Origin of the sequence: Rossellomorea aquimaris, assembly GCF_003315075.1 — a bacterium.
Classification (GTDB): Bacteria; Bacillota; Bacilli; order Bacillales; family Bacillaceae_B; genus Rossellomorea; species Rossellomorea aquimaris_C.
In genome coordinates this window covers 120098-139415 of record NZ_QNRJ01000001.1, presented here as the reverse complement: position 1 = coordinate 139415, position 19318 = coordinate 120098, and the positions used below count along the sequence as shown (strand labels likewise).

At 40.8% G+C, this 19318-nt stretch carries 18 protein-coding genes; 6 read left to right on the top strand and 12 right to left on the bottom strand.

The window, feature by feature from the left end; genetic code table 11:
* Position 1 precedes the first annotated feature (1 nt).
* Positions 2–1093 carry an AraC family transcriptional regulator gene (locus tag DET59_RS00700; protein WP_113967683.1) on the bottom strand — a complete coding sequence of 364 codons (1092 nt, stop codon included), beginning with the start codon at positions 1091–1093 and terminating at the stop codon, positions 2–4.
* 218 nt (positions 1094–1311) lie between these two features.
* Between DET59_RS00700 and DET59_RS00695 the strand changes: the two genes are divergently transcribed.
* Positions 1312–1680, top strand: a complete 369-nt coding sequence (locus DET59_RS00695) for a hypothetical protein (RefSeq protein WP_113967682.1) — start codon at positions 1312–1314, stop codon at positions 1678–1680.
* Positions 1677–3245 (top strand): sodium/solute symporter, encoded by a 1569-nt coding sequence (locus DET59_RS00690; protein ID WP_113967681.1) that lies wholly within the window; start codon positions 1677–1679, stop codon positions 3243–3245. Before DET59_RS00695 ends, DET59_RS00690 begins: the two co-directional genes overlap by 4 nt.
* 72 nt (positions 3246–3317) lie before the next feature.
* Here DET59_RS00690 and DET59_RS00685 read toward each other — a convergent pair whose 3' ends face one another.
* Entirely contained in the window at positions 3318–3875 is a 558-nt protein-coding gene (locus DET59_RS00685) for a GNAT family N-acetyltransferase (RefSeq protein ID WP_113967680.1), read from the bottom strand.
* 253 nt (positions 3876–4128) lie between these two features.
* Here DET59_RS00685 and DET59_RS00680 point away from each other — a divergent pair, with 253 nt between their 5' ends.
* From DET59_RS00680 to DET59_RS00670, 3 genes are all read left to right on the top strand, one after another.
* Complete coding sequence (locus DET59_RS00680; protein ID WP_113967679.1) at positions 4129–4944, top strand: STAS domain-containing protein; 816 nt, start codon at positions 4129–4131, stop codon at positions 4942–4944.
* 524 nt (positions 4945–5468) lie between these two features.
* On the top strand, positions 5469–6683 hold the full coding sequence (locus tag DET59_RS00675) for a S8 family peptidase (RefSeq protein WP_113967678.1): 1215 nt from the start codon (positions 5469–5471) through the stop codon (positions 6681–6683).
* Between the two features lie 386 nt (positions 6684–7069).
* Positions 7070–8686 carry a M4 family metallopeptidase gene (locus tag DET59_RS00670; protein ID WP_113968015.1) on the top strand — a complete coding sequence of 539 codons (1617 nt, stop codon included), beginning with the start codon at positions 7070–7072 and terminating at the stop codon, positions 8684–8686.
* Positions 8687–8818: 132 nt separating this feature from the next.
* Here the strand turns inward: DET59_RS00670 and DET59_RS00665 are convergent, their stop codons facing one another.
* From DET59_RS00665 to DET59_RS00630, 8 genes are all read right to left on the bottom strand, one after another.
* A complete protein-coding gene (locus DET59_RS00665) occupies positions 8819–9094 on the bottom strand; it encodes an adhesin (protein WP_113967677.1) in 276 nt (91 codons plus the stop codon).
* A gap of 36 nt (positions 9095–9130) precedes the next feature.
* Entirely contained in the window at positions 9131–9547 is a 417-nt protein-coding gene (locus DET59_RS00660) for a protein-tyrosine phosphatase family protein (protein ID WP_113967676.1), read from the bottom strand.
* 12 nt (positions 9548–9559) lie between these two features.
* A complete protein-coding gene (arsA, locus tag DET59_RS00655; protein WP_113967675.1) occupies positions 9560–11332 on the bottom strand; it encodes an arsenical pump-driving ATPase in 1773 nt (590 codons plus the stop codon).
* A 15-nt stretch (positions 11333–11347) separates the two neighbouring features.
* The gene (gene arsD / locus DET59_RS00650) at positions 11348–11710 is read right to left on the bottom strand and encodes an arsenite efflux transporter metallochaperone ArsD (protein ID WP_113967674.1); all 363 of its coding nucleotides are present in this window, start codon (positions 11708–11710) and stop codon (positions 11348–11350) included.
* Between the two features lie 135 nt (positions 11711–11845).
* Positions 11846–12265, bottom strand: a complete 420-nt coding sequence (gene arsC / locus DET59_RS00645; RefSeq protein ID WP_113967673.1) for an arsenate reductase (thioredoxin) — start codon at positions 12263–12265, stop codon at positions 11846–11848.
* A gap of 28 nt (positions 12266–12293) precedes the next feature.
* A complete protein-coding gene (locus tag DET59_RS00640; protein WP_113967672.1) occupies positions 12294–13592 on the bottom strand; it encodes an arsenic transporter in 1299 nt (432 codons plus the stop codon).
* A gap of 14 nt (positions 13593–13606) precedes the next feature.
* Positions 13607–13951, bottom strand: a complete 345-nt coding sequence (locus DET59_RS00635; RefSeq protein ID WP_113967671.1) for an ArsR/SmtB family transcription factor — start codon at positions 13949–13951, stop codon at positions 13607–13609.
* 235 nt (positions 13952–14186) lie between these two features.
* Positions 14187–15668, bottom strand: coding sequence for a SulP family inorganic anion transporter (locus DET59_RS00630; RefSeq protein ID WP_113967670.1), 1482 nt, complete (start codon positions 15666–15668; stop codon positions 14187–14189).
* A gap of 268 nt (positions 15669–15936) precedes the next feature.
* Here DET59_RS00630 and DET59_RS00625 point away from each other — a divergent pair, with 268 nt between their 5' ends.
* Entirely contained in the window at positions 15937–16353 is a 417-nt protein-coding gene (locus DET59_RS00625) for a universal stress protein (protein WP_113967669.1), read from the top strand.
* Between the two features lie 102 nt (positions 16354–16455).
* On the opposite strand, the gene DET59_RS00620 is transcribed toward DET59_RS00625, so the two are convergent.
* Entirely contained in the window at positions 16456–17505 is a 1050-nt protein-coding gene (locus DET59_RS00620) for a M14 family metallopeptidase (protein WP_113967668.1), read from the bottom strand.
* A 256-nt stretch (positions 17506–17761) separates the two neighbouring features.
* Positions 17762–19243, bottom strand: a complete 1482-nt coding sequence (locus DET59_RS00615) for an esterase/lipase family protein (RefSeq protein ID WP_113967667.1) — start codon at positions 19241–19243, stop codon at positions 17762–17764.
* Between the last annotated feature and the right edge of the window lie 75 nt (positions 19244–19318).

Genomic DNA, 19318 nt, shown 5'->3' with positions numbered 1-19318 from the left:
GTCACACGGCACGCTGAAGACGAACAAAGGTAACATATTCAACAAAATTCCGTCCCGTTTCTTGTTTAAAAATCCTGCTGAAATACGGTACACTAAAATTAATCTGTTTGGCTACTTGTTTTATGGAAAGATTATCCGTACAACACTGAGCTATATAGTCCGTACATTTCTGTATCTGCTGGTCCGTTGTAATTTCTTCATAATAACGAAGGGATAATCTCTCATATGGTGACGTACGCCTGGCTTTATAGGCTTCCCGATAAGATTGATGAAGGAGAAGTGGTTCTCGGTAGATGGACCCTACACCAATATAAAGATGAACCCCATGCTCCCTTTCTAATCCCTCAATCGCATCAAGAATACCTTCTTCTCCTTCTTTCCAGTCCTTTAAAGATCCATACTTCGAAGGAAGCCGAATGAGCATAAGTAAGTGTTTGCGGTATGATAAAAAAGAAATCCCGCCTTCACGAAAGCGCTTTCCAAAGTAGTCTTGAATAATCATTGATGCATGCCAATCTTGCTCTTCTTTCCAGGCAGGGCATCTGATAAATCCCTGTATAAAACATACCACATTTGGCAGCCCATCCACCGGAAAGAGAGAACGGGTTTGAATCAATTCCTCTTCAGATTTTATCTCCCCAGAAAGTAATCTTCGTAAAAATGCTTCTTGAAAAGGTAACGTGTGGTGGTTCCCTTTCTTTGGTTCCTGATGTAGCCCAATGACATTGTCACTAGTCAATGCATGATCCTCACTTGAAATACCCCCTAAAACCTGTTTTAATATTCGAATGAATTTATGCTTTTTTACATCCTTGACTAGTAAACTGCTTAATTTCAGCTCAATTGCAAGGGGTGAAGTATTCAATAATGATGGTTCCAGCAAAGGAATGATTTTGGATTTTTTATTACGTTTATGAAATCGGTATATTTTTACCCAATCAAGCCATGTACTTACTTCGAAAATGGCTATATGTATATCAGTTGGTTTCACTTCCTCCACCAGTGCAATGTTTCCCATAAATTCTTCTGTAATCCAGTCTTCCAATTTTTCATATTCCAATTGATCTTTTACGACTAGCTTCACCGAATACACGTGACTTCCATCCTGCCTTTCTATGATATACAAAATGATGTCTTATTCTTATCTAAATTATAGAGTAAAAATTAGATTATATTAAATATTTGTATATTTCTGATAATTTATTGTAAGGTATATATTCTTCTTATATCGTAAAATCAATTTTATATCATCTTATTGGTAAAGGAGGACAGTGATCAGTAATCAGCAAAAATTTTAAGGAGGGGTCTACTATGGCTGGAGAGTATTCGGAATATGATTATGTGGCTGCAGACACTATAGATGTCAGCGAACTTGAGCCACTCGATCCGGAAACAAGAAAAATCATGAAGGGTGAATTCAGTACTGGAATTAAACTTACGCTATTCTATTATGTTTTTATCTTATCAATCCCGATATTGAATTGGTATGCAGATGGTTTTATGTTCTCACGTATGTGGGGTGGTATGACGTATAGCTGGTTTTTCACAAGTATCGTGGCCATGGCGATGGCTTTCATCATTGCCTATGTACATACTACTCTTTATGAGAAACGTCTAAAGAATGATCGCCACATTCCCACCCACTCCAGTACATCTTCTGAGGAAAGGAGAATCAATTGATGGGTATTTTACTGGAACCAAAGTTCCTATTAACACTCCTTTTAATGGGGACGATCGTTTATATCACCTATTTATCAAAAAGAAATGCCACTGCTTCTGATTATTTTGTTGGCGGTAGAAGCTTTGGCTGGTTTACTAACGGTTCAGCTATAGGAGGGGACTATTTAAGCGCAGCAACCTTTCTTGGTATTGCCGGTTTAACTTATCAGCTTGGGTATGATGGTGCCTATTATGCATTTTGCTTTTCTATTGGCCTGACTCTTTTAGCTATTTTCGTAGCAGGTCCACTTCGTCGATTCGGAGCCTATACAGTAGCAGACTTTTTAGCGTATCGTTTTCACAGCAAACGTGCACGCCTCGCAGCTGTTGCGGTTGTTTTAGCCATATCAGGCTTCTATGCAGCCCCTCAGTTACTTGGTGCTGCGCAAATTTTAAGTATGTTCTTTGGGACAAGCTATGAATTTGGAATCATTTTCACTTGTTCTGTCATGATTTTTTACGTTGGAATCGGTGGTATGAAGGGTACTACACTTAACCAGGCTCTCGAACTATGGATTCGTCTTGGTGCCTTTCTTCTTATGGTTGGTGCTGCTATCTATGGTGGACTCCATTACCAGGAAATCCTGGCATCGATTAATGAATTTAAAGGGGTCATTTCAGGAACTGCCGGTTTTTCTACTGATGGAAAGGATATACCATTTGACGGAGCTGCTTGGACAGGGACCGGCAATTACTTCCCATCATTCTGGCAAACCATTTCAATGACAATCGGACTTTCACTAGGAACGATTGGACTTCCGCATATTTTACTTCGTTTCTACACAAACCCTAGTGCCAAGGCAGCTCGTAAGTCCGCTCTTATGGCTATAGGTATTGCAAGTGTATTCTTTTTCTTTGCCGTATATCTTGGAGTGGTCGGTCGCTCGATTTTTCTAAGCGGAGACACAGATCCAGGTGTTATGAAAGACCTGATAGCCGGAGGAAACAATATGGTTGTGCCTTCTACTGCCCAGGCACTTGGTGGGGAGTGGCTGCTTGGTCTTGTTATTGCGGGTGCATTTGCTGCCGTATTCTCAAACCTATCAGGTTTATTCATTGCAAGCTCCGGAGCATTGGCCCATGATTTATATGCAACATTCTTCCGCAAAAACATTACTGAAAAAGAACGTGTTTTAGCAGGAAAGGTTTCAATTATCATTCTTGGAATTCTGTACGGTGTTCTTGGTCTATTGGTAAAAGAAGCTTCCATCGGCCATCTGGTAGCACTGGCATTCACGGTTGCAGCAAGTACGTTTACACCAATTTTCATCCTGGGTATTTGGTGGAGGGGAATGACAGAAAAAGGCGCAATTGCCGGCCTTGTTATCGGCCTTATTGCTTCTATGTACATGATTTTCTTTAAAGCTACCCTACCTGAATTTCTACAGTTTAATGTACCCGGGTTAATAACGGTTCCGATTGGATTCCTTTCTGTCTATATCGTTTCAAAGATCGATCGCAGAGTACCTGGGGATGTAAACGAATTCATGAAAAAAGTCCATTCGAAAGAATCAGAAGCAGCTTAAAAATAAGTTGTCGTTAAAATGACGATTGAAATAGGTGATGCAGGATCTAGATAAAGACCCTGCATCACCTATTTAGATTTTGCCATACACACACGTATCCGTCAGCCGCTCCTCATCAACCGAAAGATCCTCATTTCGCAGAACCCCTTCCAGTACATAGCCAAGCCTTTCAGGAATCGCCCTGCTCCTCCCATTTGTGGATTCACACCTGATTTCCACTCTTTTTCCTTTTAATTCAGTTAAAGCAAAATCGGTCAATTTCCCAACGGCTTCCACCATATAACCATGCCCACTCATTCTGGTATCAATCCAATAACCGATTTCGAATTTCGGAGCACTCCAATCAATGTTGTGAAAGCCTGTTGAACCGACGAATTCATTTGTATCTTTTCGGAAGATGAGATACCTCAAACTTTCTCTTGTCAGGAATTTTGCGTGAGCCTCGCGGGTGTTCGTTTCAGTATCTTCTACTGAAGGGTCATTTTGTGCAAATCCCAACCACGGTTTTAATTCAGATAGAGAAGCCTTAATCGCTGCATTCACTGATTTGCCATCACCTGGCTGAGGCATTCTTAGCACTAATCTTTCCGTTTCTAACACTGTTGGAACTTCAAGTAATACAGGGTTCATACAGAACACTCCTTTTATCAAAATAGAAAACTCTCATTCTCAAGAAATCATTCCTGAGGACGAGAGTTTATTTTCTTCATTATGATTTTCTATTCATCGTCTAATTGGAAATATTTTAAATTAATGAAATTATAAGGTAATAATATCTTTTTTGTCAATATACCTGGTATACTATTATTCTAGTCTTTCCAGCCTATACTAAAAATTAATAATACTTTATAATAAAGGAAAAACATACATCTGGAGGAGAAAAATGACTCACCACACCATCACTACATCTATTGGAGATCAATTGATTGAGAGAAAGCAGGAAATCGCCAATAAGATCTTCTCAGACCTTTTAGCTGCTTACCCTACACATTATATGGAAGCAGGAAGGAATGAAAGCCTGCCTTATTTTGAGCAGCTTATCGAACAATTAGGTGAAGGCCTGCTTAGAGGAGAAGAAAACGAAGACAAATCAAGTCAGTGGGGAAAAGAAGTAGGAAGACTTGCTTGCGGTCAGGGTGTCCCTCTAAATTTGTCGATTAGTAAATCCTCCTTATATAAAAAAGTGGTCTTAGAAGATATCATTCTTCATAATGATGATTCCGTAACGAAGGAAATCCTTCTGCAAATCACACATGATATCGACCAATCTTTCACAAAAATGATTTCTGCTTTCTGTGAAGCGTATAGCGAATATGCAGAAGAACAACTGAAAATATCTGAAGAAAAATATTTGTCCTTATCCACTCCAGTCGTTCCCATCTTCTCCGACCTGGCTGTGTTGCCTCTCATTGGACAAGTGGATGAAGCCCGTGGAGAAATGATGGCAGAGCATGTCCTTCTTGAGTGCAAAAAGCTATCCATTCATAAATTAATCATCGATCTTTCCGGTGTGTATGAAGTGAATCCATTGTTCCAACAAGGAATCATGAAACTGATCGATAGCCTTAAATTACTTGGAATCGAGCCGATCTTATCAGGAATGCGCCCAGAAATGAGTATTGAATTTGTACAGATGGGTATAAATATTTCAAGTATGAAAATCTATCAATCATTAAATAAAGCGGTAGAAGCTCATTAAATGATCTTACATCAATTAGAAAAGGACTTCATCCACTGAAGTCCTTTTCCTGTTAATGGTGTTGCCCTCCGCTCTCTCCTTCTTGATGGGACCTCTAATTCCCTCTTCCTAATCATGCTAATTATAAAATCCCAGCCTGAAACCACCCTACTATACTCACCGAAACTGGAGGTCCGTCCCTCATTATTTTAAAAATGTTGTTGGGAAAATGCGTGACTGTTTACCTATGGTCATTTTTGTTTTTGAGGGAGTTTGGAGGAAAGTTTTCATGATTCTCGGCGATTTTTGTAACTGTCCTTATTTTTATTCCTTATATTTACAAAACCTTAATTCTTGCCCTATTCTTTTTTTCTAAAGGGTCTGCTAGAATCCTAGTTAGCAAGAATCATATACATAGTTTCCCATACACAATCTCTATTATTCTTGTGAATTTTCATAAGAGGGGGTCATTCCGCAAGCAAACGATTCACTACTCAATTCATTTGTCGTTGAGCCAAAAAAAAGAAAAACGGAGGAATGCTATTATGAAGTTTAAAAAAATTGCTGCTTTATCTTTAGCTGCATCGCTTGCTCTCGTACCTAGTTTCGGAGGAAGTGCCTTTGCACAAGATCAAAACCCTCTTGAGAAAGCCCCGAAAAAGACAGTTGTCAGTAAAAGCCTCGAAAAAGGCAGCTATGTAAAAGGTGAGGTTATTGTAAAATTTAAAGACGGTGTGGCAGAGTCTGAAAAAGGAAACACCCTCAAAAAAGTCAATGCTTCTGCAGTAAAGGAAAAAGCTAATAAGAAGAAGCCCTTCGAAGTGTTAAAAGTAGGAAATGTAGAAGCAACCGTAAAAGCATTAAGCAAAAACCCGAATGTGGAATACGTAGAACCGAACTATACCTTCTCAGCCACCTGGACTCCAAATGATTATTACTACCAAGGATACCAATATGGACCTCAAAACACGTATACACCTAGTGCATGGGATCTTGCACGCGGAAGCAGCGGTCAGGAAATCGCCGTTCTTGATACAGGTGTAGATTATAACCACCCTGACTTAGACGGCAAAACGCTTCGTGGATATGATTTCGTCGACAATGATTATTATCCAATGGATTTAAATGGACATGGTACACATGTGGCAGGTACGGCAGCGGCTGAAACGAACAATGGAACCGGGGTTGCCGGTATGGCTCCGAATACAAAGATTCTTGCCGTTCGTGTATTAGATGCCAACGGAAGTGGATCACTTGACGATATCGCGGCAGGTATTCGTTACGCTGCAGACCAAGGTGCTGAAGTTCTAAATCTTTCTCTTGGTTGCGACTGTAATACCACAACTTTAAAAAATGCCGTTGATTATGCATGGAACAAAGGATCTGTCGTCATTGCCGCTGCTGGAAATGACGGAGTATCAACAACGTTTGAACCTGCTTCTTATCCTAACGCGATTGCCGTAGGAGCAGTTGATTCCAGAGACCGTAAAGCTTCTTTCTCAAACTATGGAACATGGGTGGATGTAACCGCTCCAGGAGTTGACATAGCTTCTACCGTACCTAAAAATGGCTACTCATACATGTCAGGTACATCTATGGCTTCCCCTCACGTTGCAGGTTTAGCAGGATTGCTTGCAGGGCAAGGACGAAACAATGTTCAAATCCGTCAAGCGATCGAACAAACGGCTGATCCTATCAGCGGTACAGGCTCTTACTTCCAACATGGAAGAATCAACTCTTACGATGCTGTAAGATACTAATAAGTAGCAAGCACCCCTTAACCCATTGGTTGAGGGGTTTTTTATAATGATTGAATCCACTTCCCAAACATAATTAGAAAGCCAGATGCTTCGAGACCTGATAGTCACCTAGTTTCATAATCACTGGCGGTCCTGAACCCCTCATCTTTTTAACCCACCCCGCATATTTTACACTAGAAAAAAATAACAAATTCCAACAAAAGTTTTTAATCTATTAAAAAGATTCGTTTTCATGAAAATTTTCCTGAATACTACCCTTAATGGTCTCTTCTATACCCTCAAAAAGTCCTGCATTTTCTCAATACCTTCCTCTTCTTTTCTATGATAGTCTATTTTTGACAGAATTTTTAGAAAAAATAGGAGGAATTGATTTGAAAAAGAATAAAATGATTAGCGTGGGGTTATCCATTGGCTTGCTGTCAGGAATGATGGCTACGGGGAGCTTAGCTGCACCATCGGACAACGCTCTCTTTCAAATGAATAAAAAAGAAGGAACTCCGGAATTTGTTTCAGGACTATTATCTGCTCCATCCATGCAAAAAGCGGAGACAATCGTTCTATCTTTTTTAGAAAAGAACAAGGCAAAATTCAAACTTTCCGAAAAGAAATCGGATGAGCAGTTCAAGGTGCTGTCTGTTGAAAAAGATGAACTTGGAAATAGAGTCGTTCGCATTAAGCAAACCTACGATGGAGTACCTGTTTGGGGTTCTACACAGTCAGCCGTTGTAAAGGAAGATGGCACACTTCAAGCGTTTTCCGGTACTGTCGTAGCTGACTTGGATCAAAAGATAACCTCACCCAATAAGAAAGTGAATGCGAAAAAAGCCTTAAAGATCGCAAAGAAAGATCTTGGAATTGATCCAAAATTAGAAAAAGAGTCTAAACCGGAATTAGTCGTCTACACAGATGGCGATTCTGCTTCCTTTGCCTATTTTGTGAACCTGAATTATTTAGTACCGTCTCCTGGTAACTGGAACTATTTTATTGATGCGAAAACCGGAAAGATTTTAAATAAATATAACGACATGCATGAAGTCACAGGAACGAATCAAGTAGGAACCGGTAAAGGCGTATTAGGTGACTCTAAACCGTTGAACACCACCCTTTCAAGTGGAAAATACTATTTGCAGGATAATACCCGGGGTAATGGTGTGTATACATACAACATGAACAACCGTACCTTCTTCCCTCAATTTTTCTTACCGGGCAATTTGTGGTCAGATAGCGATAATGTACTAAATGCTGCATACGATGCTCCTGCAGTTGATGCTCATTATTTCGCAGGTGTCACGTATGACTTCTATAAGGATAACTACAATCGTAATTCTTATGATAATCAAGGCGCTCGCCTGGTGTCTTCTGTTCACTACAGCAGCGGCTACAATAACGCCTTCTGGAATGGATCTCAAATGGTGTATGGTGACGGGGATGGCACGACGTTTGCCCCACTTTCAGGCGGCATTGACGTTGTGGCCCATGAATTAACTCATGCGGTGACAGACTTTACTTCTGACCTTGTGTATCAGAATGAATCGGGAGCCTTAAACGAAGCGATTTCAGACATTTTTGGTACATTGGTAGAATACGAGAATGGATCGAATCCAGATTTCGAGATTGGAGAAGATATTTATACACCTGGCACATCCGGTGATGCCCTCCGCTCCATGAGCAACCCTGCTAAATACGGTGACCCTGACCACTACTCTAAACGTTATACTGGTACAGGAGATAATGGCGGTGTTCATACAAACAGTGGAATCATCAACAAGCAGGCTTACCTATTAAGTGAAGGTGGTAATCATTATGGAATAAGCGTTCCCGGAATCGGCCGTGAAAAGCTTGGGGATATTTATTACCGTATGAATACTGTGTACCTGACAGCTTCCTCAACCTTCAGTCAGGCAAGAGCTGCAGCTGTCCAGTCTGCAACCGATTTATATGGAAGCACTTCAGCAGAAGTCAAAGCTGTGAAGCTATCATTTGATGCAGTTGGAATTAATTAAATAGTATGCCAGACCGGCAGGGATTTCTCTGCTGGTTTCTTCATTGGAATTTTCTCCATTCTTCATCATAAAAAAAGCCTGCTTCTAAGTACAATATGTACCCAGAGCAGGCTTTTCCTATTTAGGATAACTTTAACAGCAGCCGCTATCCGGAACACCCACTAATACTAATCCCCCATCTTGGATATCTAATGTGATATCATCAGTCATAGTAATCACATTCGTATCGAAGGCAACCGAAACCCCATTAATTTCTTCCACTTTATCTGTTGCTTGAGCTGAATCTAAAGAAACGCCAATTTGAGGCCCACAGCATCCACCTTGATTAAGAAAAAATCTGATGCCTTCCGATTTGTTCTCTTCCATTGCATTCAACAGTACTTCTTTTGCTTCATTCGTAATATTCATTGTATACAATCCCCATTTCTTTTTGAGGTCCGTCCCTCAATTCTTTGAATATAGCTCTTTTAATACATTTTTCAGTTCTGGTTTGATGTTGATTTTTGGTCGGACATTCTTTGCTTTCGTTTCTGCTTCTTCGAGTGTGGAGGCCTCTCCCAGTGACAGGAGAGTTCCTGCTGCCACCGTGCCTGTTCGGTTACTTCCTCCGTTACAATGGAAGTAGACGTTTTTACCATTTTGATAAGCTGTTACCACTTCATCGATTGCTCGCCTTACGGATTCTTCTTGTTGATCAGCATTCTCTACGATTGGACGATGCATGCGGGACACATCATCAAATTCCACTCCAGGTGCTTCAGCTCGTAAGTCGACGATTATATCCACTTGATCACGAACTGATTCCGCATCTTCGAAACCCCCGATATAAATTCGGTCTTTCACCAATTCATTATAATTCATTGTTATCCACCTTTACTTAGAGAAGTCCTTCAGTTTTTTGTACCCTATCTTTTCTTCACTCATCCATGGAATGAGTGCGGTCTTGTTTGCATAGTCGTTATGCACTTTTTGTATCCATTCCCGCTCTGAGACAGACCTGCCCCTTAACACGGGATCTGTTGTGTCCGTTGCAGATAGGCTTTGATTGATGACCCACCATTTTGGGTGAATCTCTGCTCGATGCAAATCTTCCTGAAGTCGTTTCGCTTCGAAAACAGGGGTAGCTTCAGGTAATGTCACTATCACTACGCTCGTTTCGTTTGGATTACGAAGGCGTGGCAGTAGATTTTTCACATGATCTTCCACCTCTCCTTTTGAACGCGACACTTCTTTCGTATAAGATTCAGTTGCATCCAGTAAAAGCAGAGTATGGCCAGTTGGAGCAGTATCGATCACGACTATTTCTTCATCCGCTTTCCCCACTATCTCTGCAAAGGATTGGAAGATGGCGATTTCTTCGGTACAAGGGGAATTTAAATCTTCCTCCAGATACGCCATTCCTTCTTCATCGAGACCCTTTGCAGCTTTAGAAAGAACAGACTTTTTATAGGACTCAACCGTTTCTTTCGGGTTGATCCGGCTGATTCTTAAGTCGTCCTTCCCTCGTTCTTCTTGAAACATATGAGTTAAGTGGGCTGCAGGATCTGTGGTGGTTAAATGTACCTTATGTCCCCTTTCAACCAATCCAACAGCAATGGCAGAGGCAATAGTGGTTTTCCCCACTCCTCCTTTTCCCATTGTGAATATGACACGGGTTTTATTCTTGGAGAAGTCATCTATCACTTCTTTTAATCCGGGAATGTCAATTGATTCATCGTCATCAACAGTTACGGCATTCTGGTTAACCTCTACATGAGAGAATAATTGCCTCAAGGAATTCGTTCCGGTTAAGGAATACGCTACATAAGGTAGCGAATACGTTTGAATTTCCCTAAGAGCAATCGGCATTGAACGTAATGCTCCTTGCTGACGATTGTAAAAGGCCGATGCAATCGGATCATCCCATTGATGCTTACCCATTAACCCATTGACAATCAACATTTGATTTTTTATTCCAATGTCCTTGAGTTCCGTTGATGCCCGGTCAGCTTCCATTAACGATGAAGAATCCGGCCGTGCAACAAGTACAAGAGCTGTTTTTTCCTTATCGGATAAAACGTTAACAGTGGAAGAATACAAATCCTTCTTGTCGCCAAGCCCTGAAAGTGGCCCCAAACAAGAAGCTCCATGTGTACTCTCTTCCAAGAACCCCGTCCAAGCGGTTGGAAGCTGCAGTAAACGGAGTGTATGACCTGTCGGTGCCGTATCAAATACAATATGATCAAACTGATCTACTATGTCAGGATCTGAAAGCAAGCTTGTAAACTCATCAAAAGCGGCAATTTCAACTGTACAAGCACCAGACAGCTGTTCCTCCATATTACTTACTACAGCTTCAGGGAGCTTCCCTCTATATGGTCCAATAACTTTTTCACGGTATGAAGCTGCTGCTTCTTCCGGGTCAAGATTACAAGCGGATAAAGTCGGTAATCCTGGAACTTGTTTAGGCTGATTGGTCAGTTCGGTTTCTAATACATCCTGTAAATTGGAAGCTGGATCTGTACTGACGATCAGCACCCTTTTTCCTTCATCAGCAAGGGCAATGGCTGTTGCACTCGCCGTAGACGTTTTCCCCACTCCGCCTTTACCTGTAAAAAAGAGGAATGGTGTATGATGGACAGCCTCTAATTGAAACGATGTGAACATTCTACCCCAACTTTCTTATTTCTTATTAATATCCAATGTCAGTCGTACTTTTCTTTTCTCATTCAATTCCTCAGCCGGCACTTCAAACCATTGTGCTAACTCTTCATTTGAAGGATATTTCCCAACAGCGGCTTGTTTCCCATCAACAAGCGTGACAGGTAAGGCATCCGGACCTTCTTCGTGTAAAATACGGTTGATCACCTCATGGTCAGCAAATGCCCCTGGATCATTCGCTAAATTGTATCGGCTAATATCAAAGCCTCGTTTTTCAAGTGAATATACAGCATTCGCGACGCGAGTAAGCTCAGGATCAATACTGGGACCACAAATCCCCGTCGAACAACACATTGCCGGATCAAAAATTTCAACCTTAACCATCAAAATCCCTCTCCCTTTACTAAGTTTGTATGAAAAAAACCGAGAAAAATCTCTCGGCTTTATAAGGAGGGACGGACCTATTGTACAATCCTTCACATTTACAATTCACAATGAGGTCCGTCCCTCTATTTCTGTTTACTTTCCAGTTTCAGCGAATGTTTTGATGCGATCGCTGATTTCATCACGTACGCGTTGGAAGAATGCCCATTTTTCTTCATCTGTTCCTTCCGCTTTTGCCGGGTCATCGAAGCCCCAGTGCTCACGCTTGACATGCGGAGGGGTCATTGGGCATTTATCAGCTGCATCACCACAAAGGGTAACGACTAAATCTGCGTTGTTCAAAATCTCAGAATCGATTATGTCAGAAGTTTGGTTTGAAATATCAATTCCCGTTTCTTTCATTGCTTTAACGGCGTTAGGATTTAATCCATGCGCTTCAATACCTGCACTTTTCACATCCCAATCCTCTCCTAAATGATGCTTCGCCCAACCTTCTGCCATTTGGCTGCGGCATGAGTTACCTGTACATAGGAAGTATAGTGTTTTTTTAGACATAATAATCGAGCTCCTTTTGTTGTAAGTTTTAAGATATGATCATTAACCAGATATATAAACCAATAAGGGTAATGAGTAACGTTGGTACAGTTAAAATAATTCCTGTTTTAAAATATTGCCCCCAAGAGATTTTCACGCCTTTTAATGATAAGACGTGTAACCATAAGAGGGTTGCCAGTGAACCAATCGGGGTGATTTTAGGACCGAGATCGGAACCAATGACATTGGAATAAATAAGGGACTCCCGAATAACCCCTGTAGTGTTCGTATCCATTATCGCAATCGCATCTATCATAACGGTCGGCATATTGTTCATGACCGATGACAATATCGCTGCAATGAATCCCATGGAAATCGTAGCGACGAACAGCCCTTGATCAGCTGCCACCTGGATAACATCGGTTAACACATTCGTCAGTCCTACATTACGCAAGCCATACACTACTACGTACATTCCAATCGAGAAGAATACAATCGCCCATGGAGCACCTTTAATGACCGTTTTCGTGTTGACTGCTGAGCTTTTCCTAGCCATTAACAAGAAGAAAATTGACACGATACCTGCGATGATCGATACAGGAATGTGCAGTGATTCACTGATAAAGTAACCAACAAGCAAGATACCAAGCACAATCCAGGATAGCTTAAACATACGCTGATCTTTAATCGCTTCAACCGGTTTCTTTAGCTGTCTGGCATCATAATTCTTTGGAATGCTTTTTCTAAAGAACAGATACAGTACCAGTATGCTTGCAAACAATGAGAAGAAGTTTGGAATGATCATTCTTGATGCATATTCTACAAACCCGATATCAAAGAAATCGGCTGATACGATGTTCACAAGGTTACTGACGACAAGGGGCAATGAAGTCGTGTCGGCAATGAATCCACTTGCCATGATAAATGGAAAAACCATTTTTTCTTCAAAATTCAAGTTTCTCACCATTGCCAAAACAATCGGAGTCAATATCAACGCAGCTCCATCATTCGCAAAAAACGCTGCGACAACCGCACCCAATAGGGAGACGTAAACAAACATTTTCACGCCATTCCCCTTTGCTGCTCTCGCCATATGTAGAGCAGACCATTCAAAGAATCCAATTTCATCCAGAATTAAAGAAATAATGATAATAGCAATGAATGCTAAAGTCGCATTCCACACTATTCCTGTCACAGCCACAACATCCTGGAAGTCGACAACCCCCACAATTAAGGCAAGGATCGCTCCTCCACAAGCAGACCAGCCAATGGACAATCCTTTAGGCTGCCAAATCACGAGGACCAATGTGGCCACAAAAATCATGGTAGCTAAAATTACTGATAACACGGGAAATCCTCCTCCTAATGACAAGAAATGCGTAATCCTTGCTTTTCTAATGCTGTTAATCGATCATCCTGATTAGGCAAGTGTTCCATCAAGCTTTGAACAAATTGATACGCATCACTTTCTTTGTTAAGAGAGTAAAAGACCCATTGTCCCCTTCTGGACTCCTTTACAAGACCAGCATCCTTTAATTTACGAACGTGCTGGCTGATAGCGGGCTGACTCATTTTAAAAATCTCAACAAATTCACATACACAACAATCATTACTTTCTAGTAGTTTCACCATTGTAAGGCGTGTTTTATCCCCCAGAAGTTTTAACATCGTTGCCGCCCTTTCAATATCAACTTTTGATTTAAGCATGTATACACCCCCTAAAGCACTTTTATTATTAGCATATTATTATTTACTTATATAATGAAGAAAAATAAAAACCCTTTTAAAGGTCCTTATATAAGTTCTTTCTTATATAATAAAATACTTATATGCTTATTTCAACCTTTTTTAAAATTTTCTTGGTTTTAGGGCTCATGATGTACAAATAAGTATATAGAGAAAAGTCCCTGATCACATGATCAGGGACTTTTCAGATTCTTACTTAATGATTAACGGCTTTATCTAATCCACCCGGCTTGTTATGCACAGCCAATCTATCAATTAATTTATTACTTTCAGTATTCAGACCAATCAGATTTACTTTCACGCCATTCTGATGGTACTTGATAACGATTTTATCAATCGCTCCCACGGCAGAATCATCCCATAAATGTGTGTGAGTTAAATCCAGTGTTACTTCCTTCACATCTTCATTGAAATTAAAGCTTTCAACAAATTCCGTAACAGAAGCAAAGAACAATTGACCTGACACACGGTATACCTTCTTATGAGTATTTTCAGAAGCCATCGTAGTAATTTTCACTTTTGATATTTTGGAAGCGAAGAATATAGCACTTAAGATAATCCCAACAAGAACACCTTTAGATAAATCATGTGTAAACAATACAGTGACAACTGTTGCAATCATAACAAGACTATCTGTAATCGGCGTTTTGTGTAAGTTCTTCACTGAAGACCAATCAAATGTCCCAACGGATACCATGATCATAACTCCTACCAACGCGGCCATTGGAATTTGAACCAAGAAATCATTGAGCAAGAGGATTAAGATCATCAAGAATGTACCAGCCACAAATGCTGATAAACGTCCTCGTCCACCTGACTTAACATTAATAACCGATTGTCCGATCATCGCACATCCAGCCATTCCACCGAAAAGACCCGATACGATATTCGCAATCCCTTGACCTTTTGCTTCTTTATTTTTATCACTTGTGGTATCTGTCATATCATCAACAATAGATGCAGTCAATAGGGACTCAACTAACCCTACAATGGCAATGGATAAAGAATATGGGAAAATGATTTGCAATGTCTCGAAGTTAAATGGAATATCTGGAATCAAGAAGATTGGTAAGGCTTGAGTAAGCTCACCCATATCTCCAACTGTACGTACTCCACTTCCTGTCAGCACCGCGAAAATAGTCACAGCGATAATGGCTACCAGTGGTGATGGGACTGCTTTTGTAAAGCGGGGTAAAATGTATATAATCCCCAATGCACCAGCAACCATTGCATACATGATCCACGATTCACCAACAAAGTGTGGTAACTGCGAAGTGAAAATCAAGATGGCAAGTGCGTTCACAAATCCAACCATAACGGAACGTGGTACAAATTTCATTAAGCGGCCTAGTTTAAGGACACCCATGATAATTTGAATCACACCCGTTAAGATAGTCGCTGCTAACAGGTACTGTAAACCATGATCTGCAACCAGCGTCACCATGACCAGTGCTGTTGCACCCGTAGCGGCAGAAATCATTCCTGGACGTCCGCCTACAAATGCAATCACTACTGCAATACAGAAGGAAGCATATAACCCAACCATTGGATCCACACCTGCAATAATAGAAAACGCAATTGCCTCCGGGATCAATGCCATAGCCACGACAAGACCGGCTAACACATCTCCACGAATATTACCAAACCACTCATATTTAATTTTTTGACTTAAACTCATAATGCACCTCTTCCTATTTATTTATGACTTTCAACTCTCATGAAAGTCGGGGCCGTTTAACACAAGGGACATTATATAATGGATGATTCGATTTGTGAAACAAGCATGAAAGCGCAAACATACTTCTTTATCTTTCGTTATCTCTCGATTTCACTGTTAATCTACTCTCATTCAAAACATGTAAAAATAATCTTAAATTTCATTAGAGGAAATTAAATAAAAATATAGAAATTAATACTAAACGCTTTCATCGGATGGAGGAAAAACAATGTTCAAACACATTCTTCTCGCAACAGACGGATCTGAACACTCTTTAAGAGCAGGAGAAAAAGCGATCGCTCTCGCAAGATGCCATGAAGGCTCTAAAATAGATATTGTTTATGTAGTAGACGGGAAGCATTCCAAGGAAGAAGTTCTGCAACATTGGGGACTGGATGCAACAGATAAACGGAAGCAGAAACTGCAAATGATTGAACAAAAAGCAAAACATGAAGGCATCGACTACGAGATTATCTTTTTACACGGAGAGCCGGGGCCGACCATTGTTGAGCATGCGAACAAAAACAACTTCGATGTAGTAGTCATTGGAAGCCGTGGATTAAATGTATTTCAAGAAATGGTCTTGGGAAGTGTAAGCCATAAAGTCGCAAAAAGGGCTAAATGTCCCGTGATGATCGTGAAATAGAGAAAGACTTCCAAATAGGAAGTCTTTCTCTATTTCACCCTTATACAAATAATCAAAAATCACGGGACGTTTCCGTTAAGAAAGGACCCCTTTTGAGCAATTTTATTCACTTTCACTACGATTATATGAGCTTTCAGGAAGCGTGTCCCAGAAAGAAGTATCCGCATTTTCAATTGACCCGTCAGCAATGGCTTTTGCCGTAGCTTCTAAACTAATGACCGCTTGCTTAATGAGGTACCCATTACTCTTTTGACCCAGAACATAATCATCCCGATAATGATCAGCCATTCCTCTCATTTCAAAAAGAAGGGTTGCTATTCCATATTCAACCGCCAGTCCGTTACGGCTGATTGTCGGTGCCGTTCCTCCGATGTATTTGGACAAAGTACCGAATCCACGGTGTTCGACCGTGTTGTAAAGGACTGATCCGAGCTGTTTTGATTTTTCGACGAGTTCAGGGTCTACATTTTCATTAGTAGGATAAAGAATTGATCCTGATACAAGCTCATCCGTATCTCCAAGCGTTGTTTCGGCTCCTTGATGGTGAAGATCGATCATATAATCAGGCTTGTATTTTTGAAGAACGTTTTCATGAAGAGCTTTTGTTTCCGGTTGTTCCCGGTCCACATGATCGCGATTCAGATCGACTTCGTTCGCATTATAGCGGGTGTGAGTTCCCGATACATAATCCTCAAGGGAGAAATTGACGTCCCCTTCTGCTCCGTCTACATTTAATCGCGGAGCAACCAATACATTTACGTTCCCGAGCATTTCTTTTACTTCTTTTGAGTTCGAAGTAAGATGCTTGATGAACTGAAGAGCCCCTTCAGTCGTCAATGTTTCGTTTCCGTGCTGCTGAGTTAAGTATAGGATTGTAGGGTTGTTTTCATTTGTTCCAAATTTCGCAAGGTAAAGATCTCGTCCTTTGACAGATTGACCATATACTTCTAATGAAAGAGCATCTGATCTTTGATCTAAATGTTGGAGCATGCTCGCCATTTCTTCATAATTATGAAGTCGCTCGTTTTTGATCGTCTCGTTTCCATTGTATCCCGGACCATTTGCAAGTACAGATGCACCCGGTGCAGAGTAAGCGATTCCTGATGCTACCAACACACCCGAAAGTGCACCAGCCATTAATTTTTTCTTCATTATGTATTCCTCCTTTTATTTCGACTCCCTAATCTATTTAGAGATAAAGGGATTGAAACCCTTTTCCATTTGCAAAAATGAAGCTATGGAACTGAACTACGGAACTGCGTCTGGATATAAGTTCCTATGGCATTTCCGGAATTGTTGACTTTTATCAAACTAATAGCAGGAGACTAATTATTCAGTCCCTATTTTTCATCAAAAAAGAGAAGCTAATGGAACATCAGCTCCTCACCAAGAAGTATTCCAGCCTATCCTACTGTCCATAAACCTTCCCTGCAGCATCAACGTAAATGGTTTTAATGAAGGTTCTTTGGAACGTATTTTTGTCCTTGCTTCCTTCTACATCAATGGTCACATTATAAACTCCTTCTCCAAGCTTCGGAAGTTTTAAGGAGCCGTTCTTTGTTTTCACCTTACTCTTCTTCAACTTACCATCCTTGTAATATTCAATGGTCATGTCTGGTTGAAACTTCATCTTACTGTCCTTGGCTTTCAAACTGATTTCATCCTGTGCTACATGGATACTCAATGCATCATTCATTGCGCTTTCATAAGTCACATGTAAAAGATACTTTTCTTCTGAAGACGAAGATGCTTCAAGCGTCCACTCCCCTGGTGCCGGATCTTGAACGGTAACTGTATGATGATACGCGCCGTTAAAGTACTCACTTTCATCCTTTTTCACTTTGATGGTCGAACTTGCTTGTTGACCGGGATCTTTCAGGATCAATTGTGATGAGGGGCTATTGCTTATCCAATCAAATGTTGCGGACTTAGCCCCCTGTTCTACTAAGACCTTTTCTTGTTTCTTTCCACTATATTCGCCTCCCCTAATATAAGAGGCAGCGCTTTCTGCACCTTTTCGCTCCACAACACTTTGAGCGTTAAAGGCTGACGTATCGGTCGCTTCATTCAAATAATCTTTGAACAAATTAAAGGTAGAGGAACCTTCTTTGATAGTGAAGTGATTCCAACCCCCGACTCTCAGTTCTGTGCCATAGGGTAGTCTCGAACTATTTACTGTAACGGCACCATCGTTGCTTCCATAAGCACTAAGATACAATCCACCCCAATAAAGAGAGCTTCCAAAGCTTCCCCATTTTGTCCCACCAAACGTATAGATCGGATTTCTATTTACGTTCGTATGTTGATCTGTTTCTGATCGGAAATAGCTCATATATCCTGTTTGCAGTGAATAGGTAGCATCATTCTTACTTCCCAGAATGCCCGTTAACCATCCTGCCCAGCTGCTATAAGCAAGATCTGCTAACTGGGAACCGTAATGTGGAGTGGATAGGGTGATCACCCTTGCGACATATGGATAAGCACCGTAGTGTACAAGAGCTGATTGTGTATCAATGCCCCCTTTACTATGGGCCACAACCACTACCTTTTCACCGTAGTAATTGTAAATGTCGCGAATTTTCTGGGCCAGGAGGGCACCGTTATCCCACATATTCTTTGTTGGATAAAGATCGATAAAAGCGGTTTCATAATTATTTTGATAGGCTGTGTCATACATATTATTGTCATTCCACCATGTATTCGATGAGCTATTTAATCCGTGAACAAAGAGAATTGGATGCTTGGATGGGGCTACATACGAGGGGGTTGTACCTACATACCACTGTCCGGGAACTCCAGAAGGATCATCACCACCAAATGAACCGGCATAGCCCCAGGACGGCAGCAATAAAAATAGCGCAAAAACGGTATAACAAATCTTTTTAATCATACACTCTCTCCTTTTCCGTTGAAATAAACCTGTAAAGTATATCGACGGAACTCAGAAGATATAACCGGGCTAACA

What these genes read in the sequence shown, in the direction of transcription:
- DET59_RS00695 (WP_113967682.1), top strand. Translation starts at nt 1,312, where the DNA reads ATGGCTGGAGAGTATTCGGAATATGATTATGTGGCTGCAGACACTATA.
- DET59_RS00685 (WP_113967680.1), bottom strand. Translation starts at nt 3,875, where the DNA reads ATGAACCCTGTATTACTTGAAGTTCCAACAGTGTTAGAAACGGAAAGA.
- DET59_RS00680 (WP_113967679.1), top strand. Translation starts at nt 4,129, where the DNA reads ATGACTCACCACACCATCACTACATCTATTGGAGATCAATTGATTGAG.
- DET59_RS00675 (WP_113967678.1), top strand. Translation starts at nt 5,469, where the DNA reads ATGAAGTTTAAAAAAATTGCTGCTTTATCTTTAGCTGCATCGCTTGCT.
- DET59_RS00670 (WP_113968015.1), top strand. Translation starts at nt 7,070, where the DNA reads ATGATTAGCGTGGGGTTATCCATTGGCTTGCTGTCAGGAATGATGGCT.
- DET59_RS00665 (WP_113967677.1), bottom strand. Translation starts at nt 9,094, where the DNA reads ATGAATATTACGAATGAAGCAAAAGAAGTACTGTTGAATGCAATGGAA.
- DET59_RS00660 (WP_113967676.1), bottom strand. Translation starts at nt 9,547, where the DNA reads ATGAATTATAATGAATTGGTGAAAGACCGAATTTATATCGGGGGTTTC.
- arsA (WP_113967675.1), bottom strand. Translation starts at nt 11,332, where the DNA reads ATGTTCACATCGTTTCAATTAGAGGCTGTCCATCATACACCATTCCTC.
- arsD (WP_113967674.1), bottom strand. Translation starts at nt 11,710, where the DNA reads ATGGTTAAGGTTGAAATTTTTGATCCGGCAATGTGTTGTTCGACGGGG.
- arsC (WP_113967673.1), bottom strand. Translation starts at nt 12,265, where the DNA reads ATGTCTAAAAAAACACTATACTTCCTATGTACAGGTAACTCATGCCGC.
- DET59_RS00635 (WP_113967671.1), bottom strand. Translation starts at nt 13,951, where the DNA reads ATGCTTAAATCAAAAGTTGATATTGAAAGGGCGGCAACGATGTTAAAA.
- DET59_RS00630 (WP_113967670.1), bottom strand. Translation starts at nt 15,668, where the DNA reads ATGAGTTTAAGTCAAAAAATTAAATATGAGTGGTTTGGTAATATTCGT.
- DET59_RS00625 (WP_113967669.1), top strand. Translation starts at nt 15,937, where the DNA reads ATGTTCAAACACATTCTTCTCGCAACAGACGGATCTGAACACTCTTTA.
- DET59_RS00620 (WP_113967668.1), bottom strand. Translation starts at nt 17,505, where the DNA reads ATGAAGAAAAAATTAATGGCTGGTGCACTTTCGGGTGTGTTGGTAGCA.
- DET59_RS00615 (WP_113967667.1), bottom strand. Translation starts at nt 19,243, where the DNA reads ATGATTAAAAAGATTTGTTATACCGTTTTTGCGCTATTTTTATTGCTG.